This window comes from Bacillus sp. N13C7, from assembly GCF_026790065.1.
Taxonomy (GTDB): domain Bacteria; phylum Bacillota; class Bacilli; order Bacillales; family Bacillaceae; genus Bacillus.
Window position 1 is genome coordinate 25048 of the sequence record NZ_JALAMO010000025.1, and the last position, 16528, is coordinate 41575.

Below are 16528 nucleotides of genomic sequence, written 5' to 3' on the forward strand. Positions count from 1 at the left end.
TCTCACAGGAAACAGAGAGGAGGGGCCATATGGACAACATTCAAACCTATATCAAAGAAAGCGATGACTTTAAATCCATCATCAACGGTTTACACGAGGGGCTGAAGGAACAGCTGCTCGCGGGTCTGTCGGGTTCCGCGCGTTCTGTTTTTACTTCTGCCCTGGCTAACGAAACGAATAAGCCTATCTTTCTAATCACCCATAACTTATACCAAGCCCAGAAAGTAACGGATGATCTGACTTCACTTTTAGAGGATCGGTCTGTCCTTTTGTACCCCGTCAATGAACTCATTTCATCAGAAATTGCAGTCGCAAGCCCTGAATTGCGGGCGCAGCGATTAGATGTCATTAATAGATTAACGAATGGAGAAGCGCCAATTGTCGTTGCTCCTGTAGCTGCAATCAGAAGAATGCTGCCGCCTGTAGAGGTGTGGAAAAACAGCCAAATGCTTATTCAAGTGGGCCATGATATCGAGCCTGATCAGCTTGCATCACGGCTGATAGAGGTAGGATATGAGCGGTCTGATATGGTTTCAGCACCCGGGGAATTCAGTATTCGCGGAGGAATCATTGACATTTACCCGCTAACTTCAGACAATCCGGTGAGAATTGAACTTTTTGACACCGAAGTAGATTCAATCCGCAGCTTTAACTCAGATGATCAGCGGTCAATTGAGACACTTACCTCTATTCATATCGGTCCTGCGAAGGAGTTGATTATCAGACCTGAAGAAAAAGCGCGGGCGATAGAGAAAATCGATAAGGGTCTTGCCGAAAGCTTGAAAAAATTAAAGCTCGACAAACAAAAAGAAATTCTTCATTCGAATATTTCTCACGACAAAGAGCGCTTGTCTGAAGGCCAGACAGATCAGGAACTGGTGAAGTATCTCTCATATTTCTATGAAAAGCCTGCTAGTTTGCTAGATTATACACCTGATAACACACTTCTGATTTTGGATGAGGTCAGCCGGATTCATGAGATGGAAGACCAGCTTCAGAAAGAAGAAGCGGAGTTCATAACAAACCTTCTCGAGGAAGGGAAGATTTTGCATGACATCAGTTTGTCATTTAACTTCCAAAAAATAGTGGCTGAACAAAAACGGCCTCTGCTGTACTATTCATTGTTTTTGCGGCACGTACAGCATACAAGTCCGCAAAATATCGTCAATGTGTCCAGCAGGCAAATGCAGAGTTTTCATGGCCAAATGAACGTACTCGCGGGTGAAATGGAGCGCTTTAAAAAGTCAAATTTCACCGTTGTATTCTTAGGAGCTAACAAGGAACGCACACAGAAATTATCATCTGTTCTGGCTGATTATGATATCGAAGCGGCTGTGACAGACAGCAAAAAAGCGCTTGTTCAGGGACAGGTCTATATCATGGAAGGTGAGCTCCAATCGGGGTTTGAGCTGCCGTTAATGAAGCTTGCTGTTATTACGGAAGAAGAACTGTTCAAAAACCGTGTGAAAAAGAAACCTAGAAAACAGAAGCTTACCAATGCGGAGCGCATCAAGAGCTATTCTGAGCTTCAAATCGGTGATTATGTCGTGCACATTAATCACGGGATCGGAAAGTACTTGGGGATTGAAACCCTTGAAATCAATGGAATCCACAAAGATTATTTAAACATTCATTATCAGGGAAGCGATAAGCTTTACGTCCCTGTAGATCAAATTGACCAGGTGCAAAAATATGTCGGCTCCGAAGGAAAAGAGCCGAAGCTGTATAAATTAGGCGGAAGCGAATGGAAACGGGTTAAGAAAAAAGTAGAGACATCCGTTCAGGATATTGCTGATGACTTAATTAAGCTCTATGCCGAAAGGGAAGCGAGCAAGGGCTATGCGTTTTCTCCTGACCATGAAATGCAGCGTGAATTTGAATCAGCGTTCCCTTACCAAGAGACTGAAGATCAGCTCCGTTCGATTCACGAAATCAAAAAGGACATGGAAAGAGAACGTCCGATGGACCGCTTGCTGTGCGGAGATGTAGGCTACGGTAAAACAGAGGTTGCGATACGTGCCGCGTTTAAGGCAATCGGTGACGGGAAGCAGGTAGCTCTGCTCGTACCGACAACAATATTGGCACAGCAGCACTATGAAACCATTAAAGAGCGCTTCCAGGACTATCCGATTAATATCGGCCTGCTCAGCAGATTTAGAACGAGAAAAGAAGCGAACGAAACAATCAAAGGGTTGAAAAACGGGACTGTTGATATCGTCATCGGGACGCATCGGCTGCTATCAAAAGATGTCGTGTATAAAGACTTAGGGCTTCTCATCATTGATGAAGAGCAGCGTTTCGGTGTCACCCATAAAGAAAAAATCAAGCAGATCAAAGCCAATGTTGATGTATTAACATTAACAGCGACGCCAATTCCGCGTACGCTGCATATGTCTATGCTTGGCGTAAGGGATCTTTCTGTCATTGAGACGCCGCCGGAAAACCGCTTCCCCGTACAGACGTATGTTGTGGAATACAACGGAGCCCTTGTCAGAGAGGCGATTGAACGTGAGCTTGCGCGCGGTGGCCAGGTCTATTTCTTGTACAACCGGGTAGAGGATATCGAGCGGAAAGCGGATGAAATCTCAATGCTTGTCCCTGACGCGAAGGTAGCATATGCACATGGGAAGATGACAGAAAATGAATTAGAAACCGTTATGCTAAGTTTTCTAGAAGGAGAGGCAGATGTTCTCGTCAGCACAACGATTATTGAAACAGGCGTAGACATCCCGAACGTCAATACCCTGATCGTATTTGACGCTGACAAGATGGGGCTTTCCCAGCTTTATCAGCTAAGGGGACGTGTCGGCCGTTCTAACCGTGTGGCGTATGCGTACTTTACGTATCGCCGGGATAAAGTCCTGACAGAAGTGGCTGAAAAAAGGCTGCAGGCTATTAAGGAATTCACAGAGCTTGGTTCCGGTTTTAAGATTGCCATGCGTGACTTAACGATTCGCGGAGCCGGGAATCTTCTTGGTGCCCAACAGCACGGCTTCATCGATTCGGTTGGGTTTGACCTCTATTCACAAATGCTGAAGGAGGCCATTGAGGAGCGTAAAGGAGACACAGCGAAGACGGAGCAGTTTGAAACCGAGATTGATGTCGAGCTTGATGCGTATATTCCTGAAACCTATATTCAAGACGGCAAACAGAAAATTGACATGTATAAGCGCTTCAGGTCTGTGGCAACAATCGAAGAGAAGAATGAACTTCAGGATGAAATGATCGACCGGTTTGGAAACTATCCAAAAGAAGTCGAATACTTGTTTACTGTTGCAGAGATGAAGGTTTATGCGAAACATGAACGTGTTGAGCTGATTAAGCAGGATAAAGATGCCGTCAGATTGACGATTTCTGAAGAAGCAAGTGCTGAAATTGACGGCCAGAAGCTGTTCGAGCTCGGCAATAAATACGGCAGACAAATCGGACTGGGAATGGAAGGCAAAAAACTCAAAATCTCCATACAAACGAAAGGCCGGAGTGCTGATGAATGGCTCGAAACCGTGCTGGGCATGCTGAAGGGCCTAAAAGATGTGAAAAAGCAAACCATTTCATCAACGTAAATTTTGTTACTCTCTGGTGTATATTACATTTGATGTGACGGATACTAATTTCAAGCGAGGCGGAAGGTACATAAAGTAGCTGCTTTAGGTCTTTCCCACATCTATATACCATCAAATGAAAGAGAGGCACCAGAGATGAAAGCAACCGGTATCGTACGTCGTATTGATGACTTAGGTCGGGTCGTAATTCCTAAAGAAATTCGCAGAACTCTGAGAATCAGGGAAGGCGATCCGCTTGAGATTTTTGTAGATCGTGACGGAGAAGTGATTTTGAAAAAATACTCTCCGATCAGTGAGCTTGGAGACTTTGCAAAGGAGTATGCGGATGCGCTTTACGACAGTCTCGGACATTCAGTCCTGATTTGTGACCGTGATGTATATATTGCCGTGTCTGGCAGCTCGAAAAAAGACTACTTAAACAAATCAATTAGCGAAATGCTGGAAAGAACAATGGATCAGCGCAGTTCCGTGCTTGAGAGTGATGCGAAATCAGTACAGCTTGTGAATGGCATAGATGAGGATATGAATTCTTATACTGTGGGCCCAATTGTGGCGAATGGCGATCCGATAGGCGCCGTGGTCATTTTTTCAAAGGATCAGACAATGGGCGAGGTAGAGCATAAAGCTGTTGAGACAGCAGCTGGATTTTTAGCGCGTCAAATGGAACAGTAGGTCTTATTCCTTTTATCGAAATAGGCAAGAAAAGAACAGCTCTCCTTGGGACGCTGTTCTTTTTTCGTGCATGCCCAAAAAGGATTCCAAGGGTTGGGATATGTTATAATAACCTCGTTTTTATTTGTTCCGCGGTAATACGTGAACCGTATTGCTCTGATGTTGGGAAGGAGCTTTTGGATGGATGATTCAATAGGCGTCAAACGGCATTGGATTTGGCAGGGGGCTGTTGTTTTAATTCTGGCAGGCATCATCTCAAAAGTATTAAGCGCTGTTTACAGAGTCCCGTTCCAAAACATTGTCGGCGATGTTGGATTTTATATATATCAGCAGGTGTACCCCTTTCTTGGTATTGCGGTCATGCTGTCCACATCAGGATTTCCGGTTATTATTTCGAAACTGATGAATGATTATAGTGAAAAAAGCCACCGTACCATATTAAAAATATCAGCGTTGTTTCTGTCTTTTATCGGTGTTTTATTATTTCTTTGCTTATATATGGGTGCTGTTCCCATCGCGCTTTTTATGGGAGACTCACATCTCGCCTTGTTAATTCAAGTGACTGCGTTTGCATTTCTGCTGTTCCCGTTTGTCGCGTTGCTTAGAGGCGGTTTCCAAGGGCGGCACGATATGCTCCCGTCAGCCGTATCACTGATAACAGAACAGCTTCTGCGGGTTGCGGTGCTCCTTGGCTTATCATTTTGGCTCGTCAAAAAGGGAGCTTCGCTTTATACTGCGGGAGCGGCAGCCGCTTCCGGTTCTCTTGCCGGAAGTTTCATTGCGTTGATCCTACTCGGATTTTTTTGGTTCAAAGCAAAGAGAGACAATCAAACAGATAGGCAAAAAGAACATGTCATCACAACAAGCGTACTGATAAAAAAACTGCTTTTATATTCGGTTACCATTTGTGTGAGCAGTTTGCTGCTTTTGTTTATCCAGCTCGTCGATGCTTTGAATTTATATGCTTTGCTTTCGGGCGGTGAGGCAAGCGAAGAAGCGAAACGCCTAAAAGGGATTTATGATCGGGGGCAGCCATTGCTGCAGCTTGGTTCGGTTTTCGCAGTGAGCATTGCGACGTCACTTGTTCCGTATATTTCTAAGGCTGTAAAGAACAAAGAGCTTAAGATCATGAAAGAAAAAGTCACGTCTTCTTTAAAACTATGTCTTGTCCTGGGTACAGGCGCGTCGGCTGGATTGATTTGCATCCTTGAGCCGGTCAATATCATGCTGTTTCAAAATAGTGAAGGGACAGCTGCGTTACAAGTATTCAGCTGCTCCATTTTGTTTGCATCCTTGGCCGTCACGGCTGCTGCAGTTTTGCAAGGAGCGGGCTATACAGTTTTTCCTGCGATCGCGGTGGGGGCAGGTATTGCAGTGAAATGGGTATTAAACACTCTTCTTGTTCCGCGCTATGGGATTGAAGGTGCATCGCTTGCAACAGCGGCATCCTTTGCAGCTGTCGCCGGGCTTAACCTGTATCAGCTTCGACAAAAGAAATGGCTTGATAAGCTCAGAGCTGTTGTAATTCCGATCATTGGATGTGCTCTTTTGATGTCGGCTGTCTTATTTGCGTATATGCGTCTCTGGGCTTTCCTGTTTCCTGAAGCAGGAAGAGGAGCAGCCGCAATTGAAAGTCTTTCTGCTGTTGCCATTGGTGGCGCGGTGTTTATTTATTGTATGATGAAATTGGGAATATTTACAGATGAAGAGCTGAACAGTGTGCCTTTTGGCAGCAAGTTAAGCAAAATCATGAGAAGGAGAGAACAAAATGGCGGGTAAAATTACAGTCGTCGGACTGGGTGCCGGGGATATGGACCAATTGACAATTGGTATACATAAGCTGCTGACAAAAGCTGATACGCTGTACGTCAGAACCAAGGATCATCCTTTAATTCAGGAGCTTGAGAAAGAAACGAAGAACATCCGTTTTTTTGATGATATATATGAGAAGCACGACCAGTTTGACGCAGTATATGAAGAAATTGCCGATATCCTCTTTGAAGAGGCGCAGCATGAGGACGTGGTTTATGCTGTACCAGGACACCCTTTTGTCGCGGAAAAAACAGTACAGCTGCTGACGGAGCGGCAGGAAGAGAAAAATGTTCAAGTAAAAGTCGCGGGAGGACAAAGCTTTCTTGATGCCACATTTAATGCCTTGCAAATCGACCCAATTGAAGGCTTTCAGTTTGTGGATGCCGGCACATTGTCCGCGGATGAGCTTGAACTCAGACACCACTTGATCATTTGTCAGGTTTACGACCAAATGACGGCTTCTGAAGTCAAGCTGACATTGATGGAGAAGCTGCCTGATGATTATGAGGTTGTGATTGTGACTGCAGCAGGAAGCCGTGACGAGGAGATTCTGAGAGTGCCTTTATTTGAGCTGGACCGCAATGTCGCCTTGAATAACTTAACAAGTGTGTATGTTCCGCCGATTAAAGAAGAGAAGCTGCTTTATCACGAATTCTCCGCGTTCCGAAGCATTATCAAAGAGCTTCGAGGGCCTAATGGATGTCCGTGGGATAAAAAGCAGACGCATCAGTCATTAAAACAGTACATGATTGAAGAATGTTATGAACTTCTCGAAGCAATTGACGAAGAAGACACAGATCATATGATTGAAGAGCTTGGCGACGTTTTGCTTCAGGTCTTACTTCACGCGCAAATTGGTGAAGATGAAGGTTATTTCACAATTGATGATGTCATAAAAGGAATCAGTGAAAAAATGGTCCGAAGACATCCCCATGTGTTTAAAGATGTTAAGGTTCAGGATGAAAACGATGTTTTGGCAAATTGGGAAGACATAAAAAAAGCCGAAAAAAACGCATCCGAATCATCCTTATTAGACAGCGTGCCGAAAACTCTTCCAGCTCTTTCGAAAGCCGCTAAACTGCAGAAAAAAGCAGCGAAGGTCGGTTTTGACTGGGAAGACGTCAGCGATATTTGGGAAAAGGTAAGTGAGGAAATGAAGGAATTTTCTTCTGAGGTTTCTGAAGCTCCTCACGAACACAATCTTAAAGCCGAGTTTGGCGACATTTTGTTCGCGCTGGTGAATGTAGCCCGCTTCTACAAAATAGAGCCGGAGGAAGCGCTGGCCATGACCAATGACAAATTCCGGAGACGGTTCTCATATATTGAGACGTCAGCGAAGGAAAAGGGAATCGAACTGGCTGATATGTCTCTTGAGGACATGGACAAACTGTGGAATGAAGCAAAAGAAACTGAGAGGAGATCATAAATATGAGACTAGATAAATTTTTGAAAGTATCACGGCTGATCAAACGACGTACACTAGCAAAGGAAGTAGCCGACCAAGGCCGCATCTCTATTAACGGAAACCAGGCTAAAGCAAGCTCTGACGTCAAACCGGGAGATGAACTAACGGTTCGCTTCGGCCAGAAGCTTGTAACGGTGCAAGTCAATGAGTTGAAAGACACGACGAAAAAAGAAGAAGCTGCAAACATGTATACAATCCTAAAGGAAGAAAAACTCGGCGAATAGGCTTGTTCTAAAAAAACCCCCCGCCTCATACAATGCAGTAATAATGCTAAAAGTATCGAGGATATGGGGGCTGAATAGATGAATTCATATTATGATCAAAAAGGTTCTTCGTCTGTTCCGGAACAGCATGATGTGACAATGAAAGGCCGGAAGCATTTAGATATCTCTGGGGTTAAGCATGTGGAAAGCTTTGATAATGAAGAATTTCTGCTGGAAACTGTGATGGGAATGCTCTCAGTCAGAGGCCAAAACCTCCAGATGAAAAATCTAGATGTAGAAAAAGGGATTGTGTCCATAAAAGGCAGGGTATTTGATTTAGTGTACTTAGACGAACAACAAGGGGATAAAGCTAAAGGGTTTTTTAGCAAGTTGTTTAAATGACGCTGACGACACAATTCTATACAATGCTGGCGATGTCCGGTATGGGTCTATGGCTTGGCGCGTCACTTGATACATACCGGCTCTTTGTCATTCGTGCCAAAACAGCCAGATGGCTATTATTTATTCATGATATTCTTTTCTGGATTGTACAAGGGCTGCTTTTCTTTTATGTCTTGCTCCACGTAAATGAGGGAGAATTCAGGCTGTACATCTTTTTAGCGGTTCTGTTGGGCGTTGCGACGTATCAGAGCATTTGCAAACGAATCTATATAAAAATACTGAAATTCGTCATTTACCTTGTTGTTTCTGTTTATCAATTCTTCAAAAAGCTCATTCAGCACGTGTTATTTCGTCCTATTGTGTGGACATGCGGAGTAATCATCTGGCTGGCAGCGTTTTTAGTAAAGAAAACATACCGCCTGATCGCTTTTCTCCTGTTGTGTCTATATAAAATCATTATGGTTCTGTGTTTTCCGATCCGTTTCATCGCAAAACAATGTTTGAAACTTCTTCCTGAAAAGATGCGTCTAACTTTTAGACGTTATTTTGAAAAAGGTGCAGGATTTCTCAAAAAGAAGAAGAAACTATTGATAACCATAAGAACGACCATTACACGTTTTTTGAAGAGGTGAAAGGAGGACCGTCTGATTTGAATTTATCCAGGGAACGAACGATAGCTGAAATACAAAACGACTATAAAGAACAGGTAGAGCGGCAAAATCAGCTGAAGAAAAGAAGACGCAAAGGGCTGTACAGACGGTTAACCGTTTTTGGCGCCCTCGTATTCCTGACGGCAATTGTGCTGGCAAGCTCTGTATGGTCCCAAACATCTTCCCTTAGTGCAAAAGAAGAAAAGAAAGAACAGCTTGAAAAAGAACTGAAGAGTTTAAAGACAAAACAGGCGGATTTAAAAGAAGAAATATCCAAATTGAAGGATGAAGATTACGTCACAGAGCTTGCCAGAAGGGACTTATTCATGTCTGGAGACGGAGAAATTATCTTCAATGTGGAGAAGAAGAGCAAGTAGCCTTGTTGACACTTAAATTTTTATTTAGGTATAATTAAGCAAACGATCTTTTTATAAGCCTAAGGAGGAGCACTTTTTTTATGTCGATTGAAGTTGGCAGCAAGTTGCAAGGGAAAATTACAGGTATTACAAATTTTGGAGCATTTGTTGAATTGCCTGGAGGCTCAACCGGTCTCGTTCACATCAGTGAGGTAGCAGATAATTATGTCAAAGACATTAACGACCACTTAAAAGTCGGCGACCAAGTTGAAGTGAAAGTCATCAACGTTGAAAAAGACGGGAAAATTGGTTTATCTATTAAAAAAGCTAAAGACCGTCCGCAAGCCAGACCTAGAAATGATTTCCGTCCGAAAGAATCTTTTGAACAGAAAATGAATAAGTTTTTAAAAGACAGCGAAGATCGCTTGTCATCTTTAAAACGCCATACGGAATCAAAACGTGGAGGGCGCGGAGCAAGAAGAGGATAACTTGCTGCTTTCTATAAATAAATGAAGCATCCGTTCATCCCGACGGATGCTTTTTTTAGTATCCTCCACCATGGAGAATTCAGAAAATTACAACATTAAAGTTTCTGTTGACGAAAAGGACAAACCTTTGTATTATATAACTTGTGCTTAGAAGCACAAAACAATATGGCGGTGTAGCTCAGCTGGCTAGAGCGTACGGTTCATACCCGTGAGGTCGGGGGTTCGATCCCCTCCGCCGCTACCATATTTGTTTGGCCCGTTGGTCAAGCGGTTAAGACACCGCCCTTTCACGGCGGTAACACGGGTTCGAATCCCGTACGGGTCATCCTAAGAAAATCGGTTTCTCTTGCAGAAGCCGATTTTTTTCATTTTTAGACATCATTCCAGAAATTCTTATCATAAACGAATATCAAGGCAGAAACCGTCGAAGATTTCTTTGGTATTGTTACCTTCTTTTGACAAAATCCTATCTGTGCTTTCGCTATAATGACAGGCAACGAATATAACAGGTGGGAGATGAGAGGAATGGAAAAAGCAGAAAGAAGAGTGAACGGGCCAATGGCGGGACAAGCTTTGGAAAAACTCCAATCGTTTTTTAACAGGGGCGCGAAGCTGGTGACTCATCATGTGCATTCACTGTTTTTCTATAAAGGATTCATTTATGTCGTCATCGGGTTTTTGCTTGGACGAGCTTTCATATTATCCGAGGTGCTTCCTTTCGCACTTCCTTTCTTTGGAGCAATGCTTCTCATCAGAAGAGACAAGGCGCTTTATGCGGTTTTGGCTGTGCTTGCAGGAGCGCTGACCATTTCTCCGAAGCACTCCTTGCTCATACTAGCGGCATTGCTCGCCTTCTTCGTATTTTCTAAAGTGGCTGCCTTCATCACCGACGATCGTGTAAAAGCACTTCCGATTGTCGTGTTCTTCTCCATGGCTGCAGCAAGAGCCGGGTTTGTTTACGCTCAAAATGGCGCGTTTACAACCTATGATTATGTAATGGCTGTCGTTGAAGCTGGACTATCCTTTATTCTAACGCTGATTTTCCTTCAAAGCCTTCCGATTTTCACTGTGAAAAAAGTAAAACAATCTTTAAAAATAGAAGAAATTATTTGCTTTATGATCCTTATCGCTTCCGTGCTGACGGGACTTGCCGGCTTGTCCTATCAAGGGATGCAGGCAGAACATATATTGGCTCGTTATGTTGTATTGAGTTTTTCCTTTATTGGCGGAGCAAGCATTGGCTGTATGGTTGGTGTTGTGACCGGTCTGATTCTTGGCTTGGCGAATATCGGAAATCTTTATCAAATGAGTCTGCTCGCATTTTCCGGCTTATTAGGCGGTTTGCTGAAGGAAGGGAAAAAAGCGGGTGCAGCAATCGGTCTGATTGTTGGGTCGCTTCTTATTTCTTTGTACGGTGAAGGCTCTGCCGGATTGATGACAACGCTCTATGAGTCATTAATCGCAGTCGGTCTGTTTTTGCTAACACCTCAATCTATTACAAGGAAAGTGGCGCGATATATTCCGGGAACTGTGGAGCATCTACAAGAGCAGCAGCAATATGCAAGGAAAATCAGAGATGTCACTGCTCAAAAGGTAGACCAATTCTCTAATGTGTTTCATGCGCTGTCTGAAAGCTTTGCAACCTTTTACCAAGCATCGGACGAACAGACAGATGACAGCGAAGTTGATCTGTTTTTAAGCAAGATTACGGAGCATTCCTGTCAGACGTGCTACAAGAAAAACAGGTGCTGGGTACAGAACTTTGATAAAACATATGACTTAATGAAACAAGTTATGCTTGAAACAGAAGAAAAACAATATGCATCAAACCGAAGACTGAAGAAAGAGTTTCATCAGCATTGTTCTAAATCAAAACAGGTTGAAGAGCTGATTGAGGATGAACTCGCACACCATCATGCCCACTTGACGCTCAAGAAAAAAGTGCAGGACAGCAGGCGTCTTGTTGCTGAACAGCTTTTAGGTGTTTCTGAAGTCATGGCAGACTTTTCTCGGGAAATAAAAAGAGAACGAGAACAGCATTTCCTGCAGGAAGAGCAAATTATAGAGGCGCTTCAGCATTTCGGAATCGAGATTCAGCATGTGGAGATCTATAGTCTTGAACAAGGAAATATCGATATTGAAATGACCATTCCGTTCAGCGGACATGGAGAAAGTGAAAAAATTATTGCTCCTATGCTTTCTGACATTCTGGAGGAACAAATTCTCGTGAAAGCTGAACAGCATTCTCCGCATCCGAATGGATACAGCCATGTCGCCTTTGGATCAACAAAATCATTCAGGGTATCTACGGGTGCGGCTCACGCTGCGAAGGGCGGCGGCCTTGTCTCCGGCGACAGCTACAGCATGATGGAGCTTGGAGCAAGAAAGTATGCTGCTGCAATCAGTGACGGAATGGGCAATGGCGCTAGGGCGCACTTCGAAAGCAATGAAACGATCAAGCTTCTTGAGAAAATCCTTGAATCCGGCATTGATGAAAAAATAGCCATTAAAACGATCAACAGCATACTGTCTTTAAGGACAACTGACGAGATATATTCCACGCTTGACCTATCTATTATCGATCTTCAAGATGCCAGCTGTAAATTTTTGAAGGTCGGATCAACCCCTAGCTTTATTAAACGGGGAGACCAAGTAATGAAAGTTCAAGCGAGCAATCTGCCAATCGGTATTATTAATGAATTCGATGTGGAGGTTGTGAGTGAGCAGCTGAAAGCGGGCGACCTTTTGATTATGATGAGTGACGGCATTTTTGAGGGGCCTAAGCATGTAGAAAATCATGACTTATGGATGAAGCGCAAAATGAAAGGCTTGAAAACAACTGACCCGCAGGAGATTGCCGATTTGCTCATGGAAGAAGTCATCCGTACGCGATCTGGCCAAATTGAGGATGATATGACAGTCGTTGTCGTCCGGATTGACCATAATACACCAAAATGGGCATCCATTCCTGTTCCGGCCATCTTTCAACACAAACAAGAAATTTCATAATGCTTCCGTATAAATCAAATTTCTTCTGGCGAAGATGGGAATATATGAATCTGAGAATCCTCGTATTCTCCAGGAGGAATGAATGTGAATAACGGACATTTAAATCAAATTTTGCTGATAACGGATGGCTGCTCGAATCATGGGGAAGACCCGCTTGCAATGGCTGCTTTTGCTAAGGAGCAGGGGATTACTGTAAATGTCATAGGTATAATGGAAGAAAACCAAATTGACCCTGAGGCAATGAAGGAAGTCGAAGGGATTGCACTTGCCGGAGGCGGCGTGCATCAGGTTGTATATGCGTCTCAGCTTTCACAAACCGTTCAAATGGTAACAAAAAAAGCGATGACGCAAACCTTACAAGGCGTGGTTAATCAAGAGCTGAAACAAATTCTCGGAAAGAATGTGGAAATGGAGGAGCTTTCTCCGGAAAAGCGCGGCGAAGTCATGGAAGTGGTAGACGAGCTTGGAGAAACGGTGCATCTTCAGGTTTTGGTTCTGGTTGATACAAGCGCAAGTATGGCGCCTAAGCTTCCTACAGTGAAAGAGGCGCTGATCGATTTGTCTGTCAGCCTCAATTCCCGAATCGGCAATAACGAATTTGCGATGTGTATATTTCCCGGGAAAAAACAAGAGGTCGAGCTTGTGCTGAACTGGACACCGAAGCTGCAATCGCTTTCCACTCTCTTTGCAAAGCTTTCAACTGGCGGGATCACGCCGACAGGTCCGGCGATACGTGAAGCGACTCTGCAATTTCAAAAAATCCGCTCAAGAAGGAGCATGCTGGCAGATGATGAACGACGCCTTGACGAGTTTGGCATGTAATCTTAAGCCGGGTACGACAATCAAAGGCAAGTGGAATGGAAACACTTATACATTGCGTAAACAGCTAGGAAAAGGCGCCAATGGAATTGTGTATTTGGCAGAAGCATCAGATGGACATGTTGCCTTAAAGGTGAGTGATGACAGCCTGTCTATTACTTCTGAAGTGAATGTCTTGAAATCTTTTTCAAAGGCCCAGTCCGTTACGATGGGGCCTTCTTTTTTTGATACGGATGACGCCTATATCCCCAGTGCCAATACGAAAGTTTCATTTTATGCAATGGAATACATAAAAGGGCCGCTGCTTCTGAAATTCGTCAATGATAAAGGGGCAGAATGGATACCGGTATTGATGATTCAACTGTTATCCAGCTTATCAGTGCTTCACCAGCAAGGATGGATATTTGGCGATCTTAAACCTGATAATCTGATCGTAAACGGTCCGCCTGCAAGAATCCGTTGCATCGATGTAGGCGGCACGACAAAGGAAGGCCGGGCCATAAAAGAGTATACAGAGTTTTATGACAGAGGGTATTGGGGGTATGGAACAAGAAAAGCAGAGCCATCCTATGATTTGTTCGCGGTTGCCATGATTATGATCAACAGCGTGTATAAAAAAGAATTCAAGAAAACAAACCAGTCTAAGGAACAGCTTAGATCTCTCATTGAAGGAAATGCGCTGCTGAAAAAGTATAAAAAAGTGCTTTTATCAGCATTGAATGGAGATTATCAATCCGCAGTTGAAATGAAGAAGGATATGCTCGACGCGGGGCAAAATGCAGTACAGAGAAAACAAGCTGTAAAAGCTTCACCGCAGCCTGTCACAAGACAAAGACAGCAAAAACCGCGCCAAGGGAAAGTAACGAAGACGCGATACACTCCAAAACAGAAGGCGGCGAAGTCAGGCGGATTGTTTGAAACAACGCTTATTGTGGTCAGTGTGTTAGCGCTTTATTTTGCCTACATTATCTTTTTCTTAATCTGAGTGGCGGAATCTGCTAAGCCTGTGCTTCTTCTTTGCTTGGAGGGATTGAAAGTGATAGGATATGAATATCTTTAAAAAACCTGCTCATTGTGAGGAGGACATTGTGAAAAGTGTCAAAGATTTTTTTAGCAAACATCATCTTTCATTAAAAGGGACCACAATCATTGTAGGCGTTTCCGGCGGTCCGGACTCAATGGCGCTTCTCCACGTGCTTCATACGTTATGCGGCCGTTCAGCGAATATTATTGCGGCGCACGTTGACCATCGGTTCAGGGGCGCGGAATCCGAGGAGGACATGCGTTTTGTCCAAGCTTATTGTAAGGCTGAACAGCTCGTGTGTGAAACGGCTCAAATCAATGTAACCGCTTATGCACAGGAAAAAGGTCTCAATAAACAGGCTGCAGCACGTGATTGCCGCTATCAATTTTTTGAGGAAGTCATGTCAAAGCATCAAGCGGACTATCTGGCACTTGCGCATCACGGTGATGACCAGATTGAAACGATCCTTATGAGACTGGCTAAGGGCACGCTTGGAGCGGGACTTGCGGGAATGCAGGCTGTCAGGCGTTTTGGGACGGGACGGATCATCAGGCCATTCTTAACCATTACTAAGGAAGAGATCCTTCACTATTGCCGTGAAAACGGCTTGAGCTACCGCACGGATGAAAGCAATGCCAAAGATGATTACACCAGGAACAGATTCAGAAAAACAGTCCTCCCGTTTTTGAAACAGGAGTCGCCGGATGTGCATAAAAGGTTTCAGAAAGTAAGCGAGGCACTGACGGAAGATGAGCAATTCTTACAGTCATTAACGAAAGATGAAATGAATAAAGTAATCACAAGCCAGTCTAATACATCAGTTGAAATCAATTCCTCTCAATTGCTTGCCCTCCCGATGCCTTTACAAAGAAGAGGAGTTCAACTAATATTAAACTATCTTTATGAAAACGTTCCATCATCCTTTTCAGCTCATCATATTCAGCAGTTTCTTGAGTGGGCTGAAAAAGGCAGTCCTTCAGGAGTATTGGATTTCCCAAGAGGGCTGAGGGTGGTCAAATCATATCAGACATGTTTGTTTACATTTGAACAATGGCAGTGCAAAAATGTTCCCTTTGAATACCAAATAAGCGGAGCTGCTGGCGAAACGGCAGTGCTCCCCAATGGATTTCTGATAGAGGCAAAGCATTATGCGGAATCGCCTGAAGAACATGGGAATGCTGTTTTTATTACAAGTGCAAAAAAGGTTCGATTTCCCTTAACGATCCGGACAAGAAAAGCTGGAGACCGGATTAAACTAAAAGGGATGAACGGCTCGAAAAAGGTAAAGGATATATTTATTGATAAGAAACTGCCTCTCCGAGAAAGAGACAGCTGGCCGATTGTGACTGACGCAAGCGGTGAAATTATCTGGATACCGGGCTTGAAAAAATCAATTTTTGAAGATCTTGTGATTCCAAACAGCGACCGCATTGTATTACAATATAGACAGCATGAAAAGTGTAGGGGGCAAGCAAAATCATGATGAAACATGATATCGAAACAGTACTGATCTCAGAGGAAGAGATACAAGAGAAAGTAAAAGAGTTAGGCGCAGAATTAACGAGCGAGTATCAAGATACATTTCCGTTGGCAATCGGTGTGTTAAAAGGAGCGCTTCCTTTTATGGCGGATCTTATCAAGCATATTGATACATATTTGGAAATGGATTTCATGGATGTATCAAGCTACGGAAAGTCTACGGTTTCTTCTGGAGAAGTCAAAATCATTAAAGATTTGGATACATCTGTAGAGGGCCGGGACATCTTAATTATTGAAGATATCATCGACAGTGGGTTAACCTTAAGTTATCTAGTAGAGCTCTTCCGATACCGTAAAGCAAAATCAATTAAGATTGTTACCCTTTTGGATAAACCGAGCGGAAGAAAAGCGGACATCAAAGCAGACTTTGTAGGCTTTAAAGTTCCTGACGCGTTTGTAGTGGGTTACGGACTTGATTATGCTGAGCGCTATCGCAATCTGCCTTATATCGGAGTGTTAAAACCGGCAGTTTATGAAAGCTGATCGGCAGCCTGCTTCCGAGATGGTTATTGTTTGTATTGGAATG

General features: G+C 43.7%; 14 protein-coding genes and 2 tRNA genes. All 16 read left to right on the forward strand.

Going from position 1 to position 16528, the window contains the following annotated elements:
• Positions 1-29 precede the first annotated feature (29 nt).
• The 16 genes from mfd (at position 30) to hpt (ending at position 16485) form a co-directional block, all read left to right on the forward strand.
• The gene (gene mfd / locus MOB98_RS19825) at positions 30-3563 is read left to right on the forward strand and encodes a transcription-repair coupling factor (RefSeq protein ID WP_268360613.1); all 3534 of its coding nucleotides are present in this window, start codon (positions 30-32) and stop codon (positions 3561-3563) included.
• Between the two features lie 135 nt (positions 3564-3698).
• A complete protein-coding gene (gene spoVT / locus MOB98_RS19830) occupies positions 3699-4235 on the forward strand; it encodes a stage V sporulation protein T (RefSeq protein WP_003218365.1) in 537 nt (178 codons plus the stop codon).
• 180 nt (positions 4236-4415) lie between these two features.
• Entirely contained in the window at positions 4416-6014 is a 1599-nt protein-coding gene (locus MOB98_RS19835) for a polysaccharide biosynthesis protein (protein WP_268360614.1), read from the forward strand.
• Complete coding sequence (mazG, locus tag MOB98_RS19840; RefSeq protein ID WP_268360615.1) at positions 6004-7473, forward strand: nucleoside triphosphate pyrophosphohydrolase; 1470 nt, start codon at positions 6004-6006, stop codon at positions 7471-7473. The genes MOB98_RS19835 and mazG overlap by 11 nt, the downstream gene beginning before the upstream one ends.
• 2 nt (positions 7474-7475) lie before the next feature.
• On the forward strand, positions 7476-7736 hold the full coding sequence (locus MOB98_RS19845) for an RNA-binding S4 domain-containing protein (protein WP_003226716.1): 261 nt from the start codon (positions 7476-7478) through the stop codon (positions 7734-7736).
• Positions 7737-7814: 78 nt separating this feature from the next.
• The gene (gene yabP / locus MOB98_RS19850) at positions 7815-8117 is read left to right on the forward strand and encodes a sporulation protein YabP (protein WP_003226714.1); all 303 of its coding nucleotides are present in this window, start codon (positions 7815-7817) and stop codon (positions 8115-8117) included.
• Positions 8114-8749 carry a spore cortex biosynthesis protein YabQ gene (gene yabQ, locus MOB98_RS19855; protein ID WP_268360617.1) on the forward strand — a complete coding sequence of 212 codons (636 nt, stop codon included), beginning with the start codon at positions 8114-8116 and terminating at the stop codon, positions 8747-8749. The genes yabP and yabQ overlap by 4 nt, the downstream gene beginning before the upstream one ends.
• A 17-nt stretch (positions 8750-8766) precedes the next feature.
• Positions 8767-9144 carry a cell division protein DivIC gene (divIC, locus tag MOB98_RS19860; protein WP_268360619.1) on the forward strand — a complete coding sequence of 126 codons (378 nt, stop codon included), beginning with the start codon at positions 8767-8769 and terminating at the stop codon, positions 9142-9144.
• A gap of 80 nt (positions 9145-9224) precedes the next feature.
• Positions 9225-9611: a S1 domain-containing RNA-binding protein gene (locus tag MOB98_RS19865; RefSeq protein ID WP_268360620.1), complete on the forward strand. Its 387-nt coding sequence runs from the start codon at positions 9225-9227 to the stop codon at positions 9609-9611.
• A 167-nt stretch (positions 9612-9778) separates the two neighbouring features.
• A tRNA-Met gene (locus MOB98_RS19870) sits at positions 9779-9855 on the forward strand.
• A 9-nt stretch (positions 9856-9864) separates the two neighbouring features.
• Positions 9865-9936 (forward strand) — tRNA-Glu (locus tag MOB98_RS19875).
• 200 nt (positions 9937-10136) lie between these two features.
• Entirely contained in the window at positions 10137-12620 is a 2484-nt protein-coding gene (gene spoIIE, locus MOB98_RS19880) for a stage II sporulation protein E (protein ID WP_268360621.1), read from the forward strand.
• 84 nt (positions 12621-12704) lie between these two features.
• Positions 12705-13442 (forward strand): VWA domain-containing protein, encoded by a 738-nt coding sequence (locus MOB98_RS19885; RefSeq protein ID WP_268360623.1) that lies wholly within the window; start codon positions 12705-12707, stop codon positions 13440-13442.
• Positions 13408-14424 carry a serine/threonine protein kinase PrkT gene (prkT, locus tag MOB98_RS19890; protein ID WP_268360624.1) on the forward strand — a complete coding sequence of 339 codons (1017 nt, stop codon included), beginning with the start codon at positions 13408-13410 and terminating at the stop codon, positions 14422-14424. Before MOB98_RS19885 ends, prkT begins: the two co-directional genes overlap by 35 nt.
• A 103-nt stretch (positions 14425-14527) precedes the next feature.
• Positions 14528-15946, forward strand: a complete 1419-nt coding sequence (gene tilS / locus MOB98_RS19895) for a tRNA lysidine(34) synthetase TilS (protein WP_268360625.1) — start codon at positions 14528-14530, stop codon at positions 15944-15946.
• On the forward strand, positions 15943-16485 hold the full coding sequence (hpt, locus tag MOB98_RS19900) for a hypoxanthine phosphoribosyltransferase (protein ID WP_268360626.1): 543 nt from the start codon (positions 15943-15945) through the stop codon (positions 16483-16485). The genes tilS and hpt overlap by 4 nt, the downstream gene beginning before the upstream one ends.
• The last annotated feature ends 43 nt before the right edge of the window (positions 16486-16528 follow it).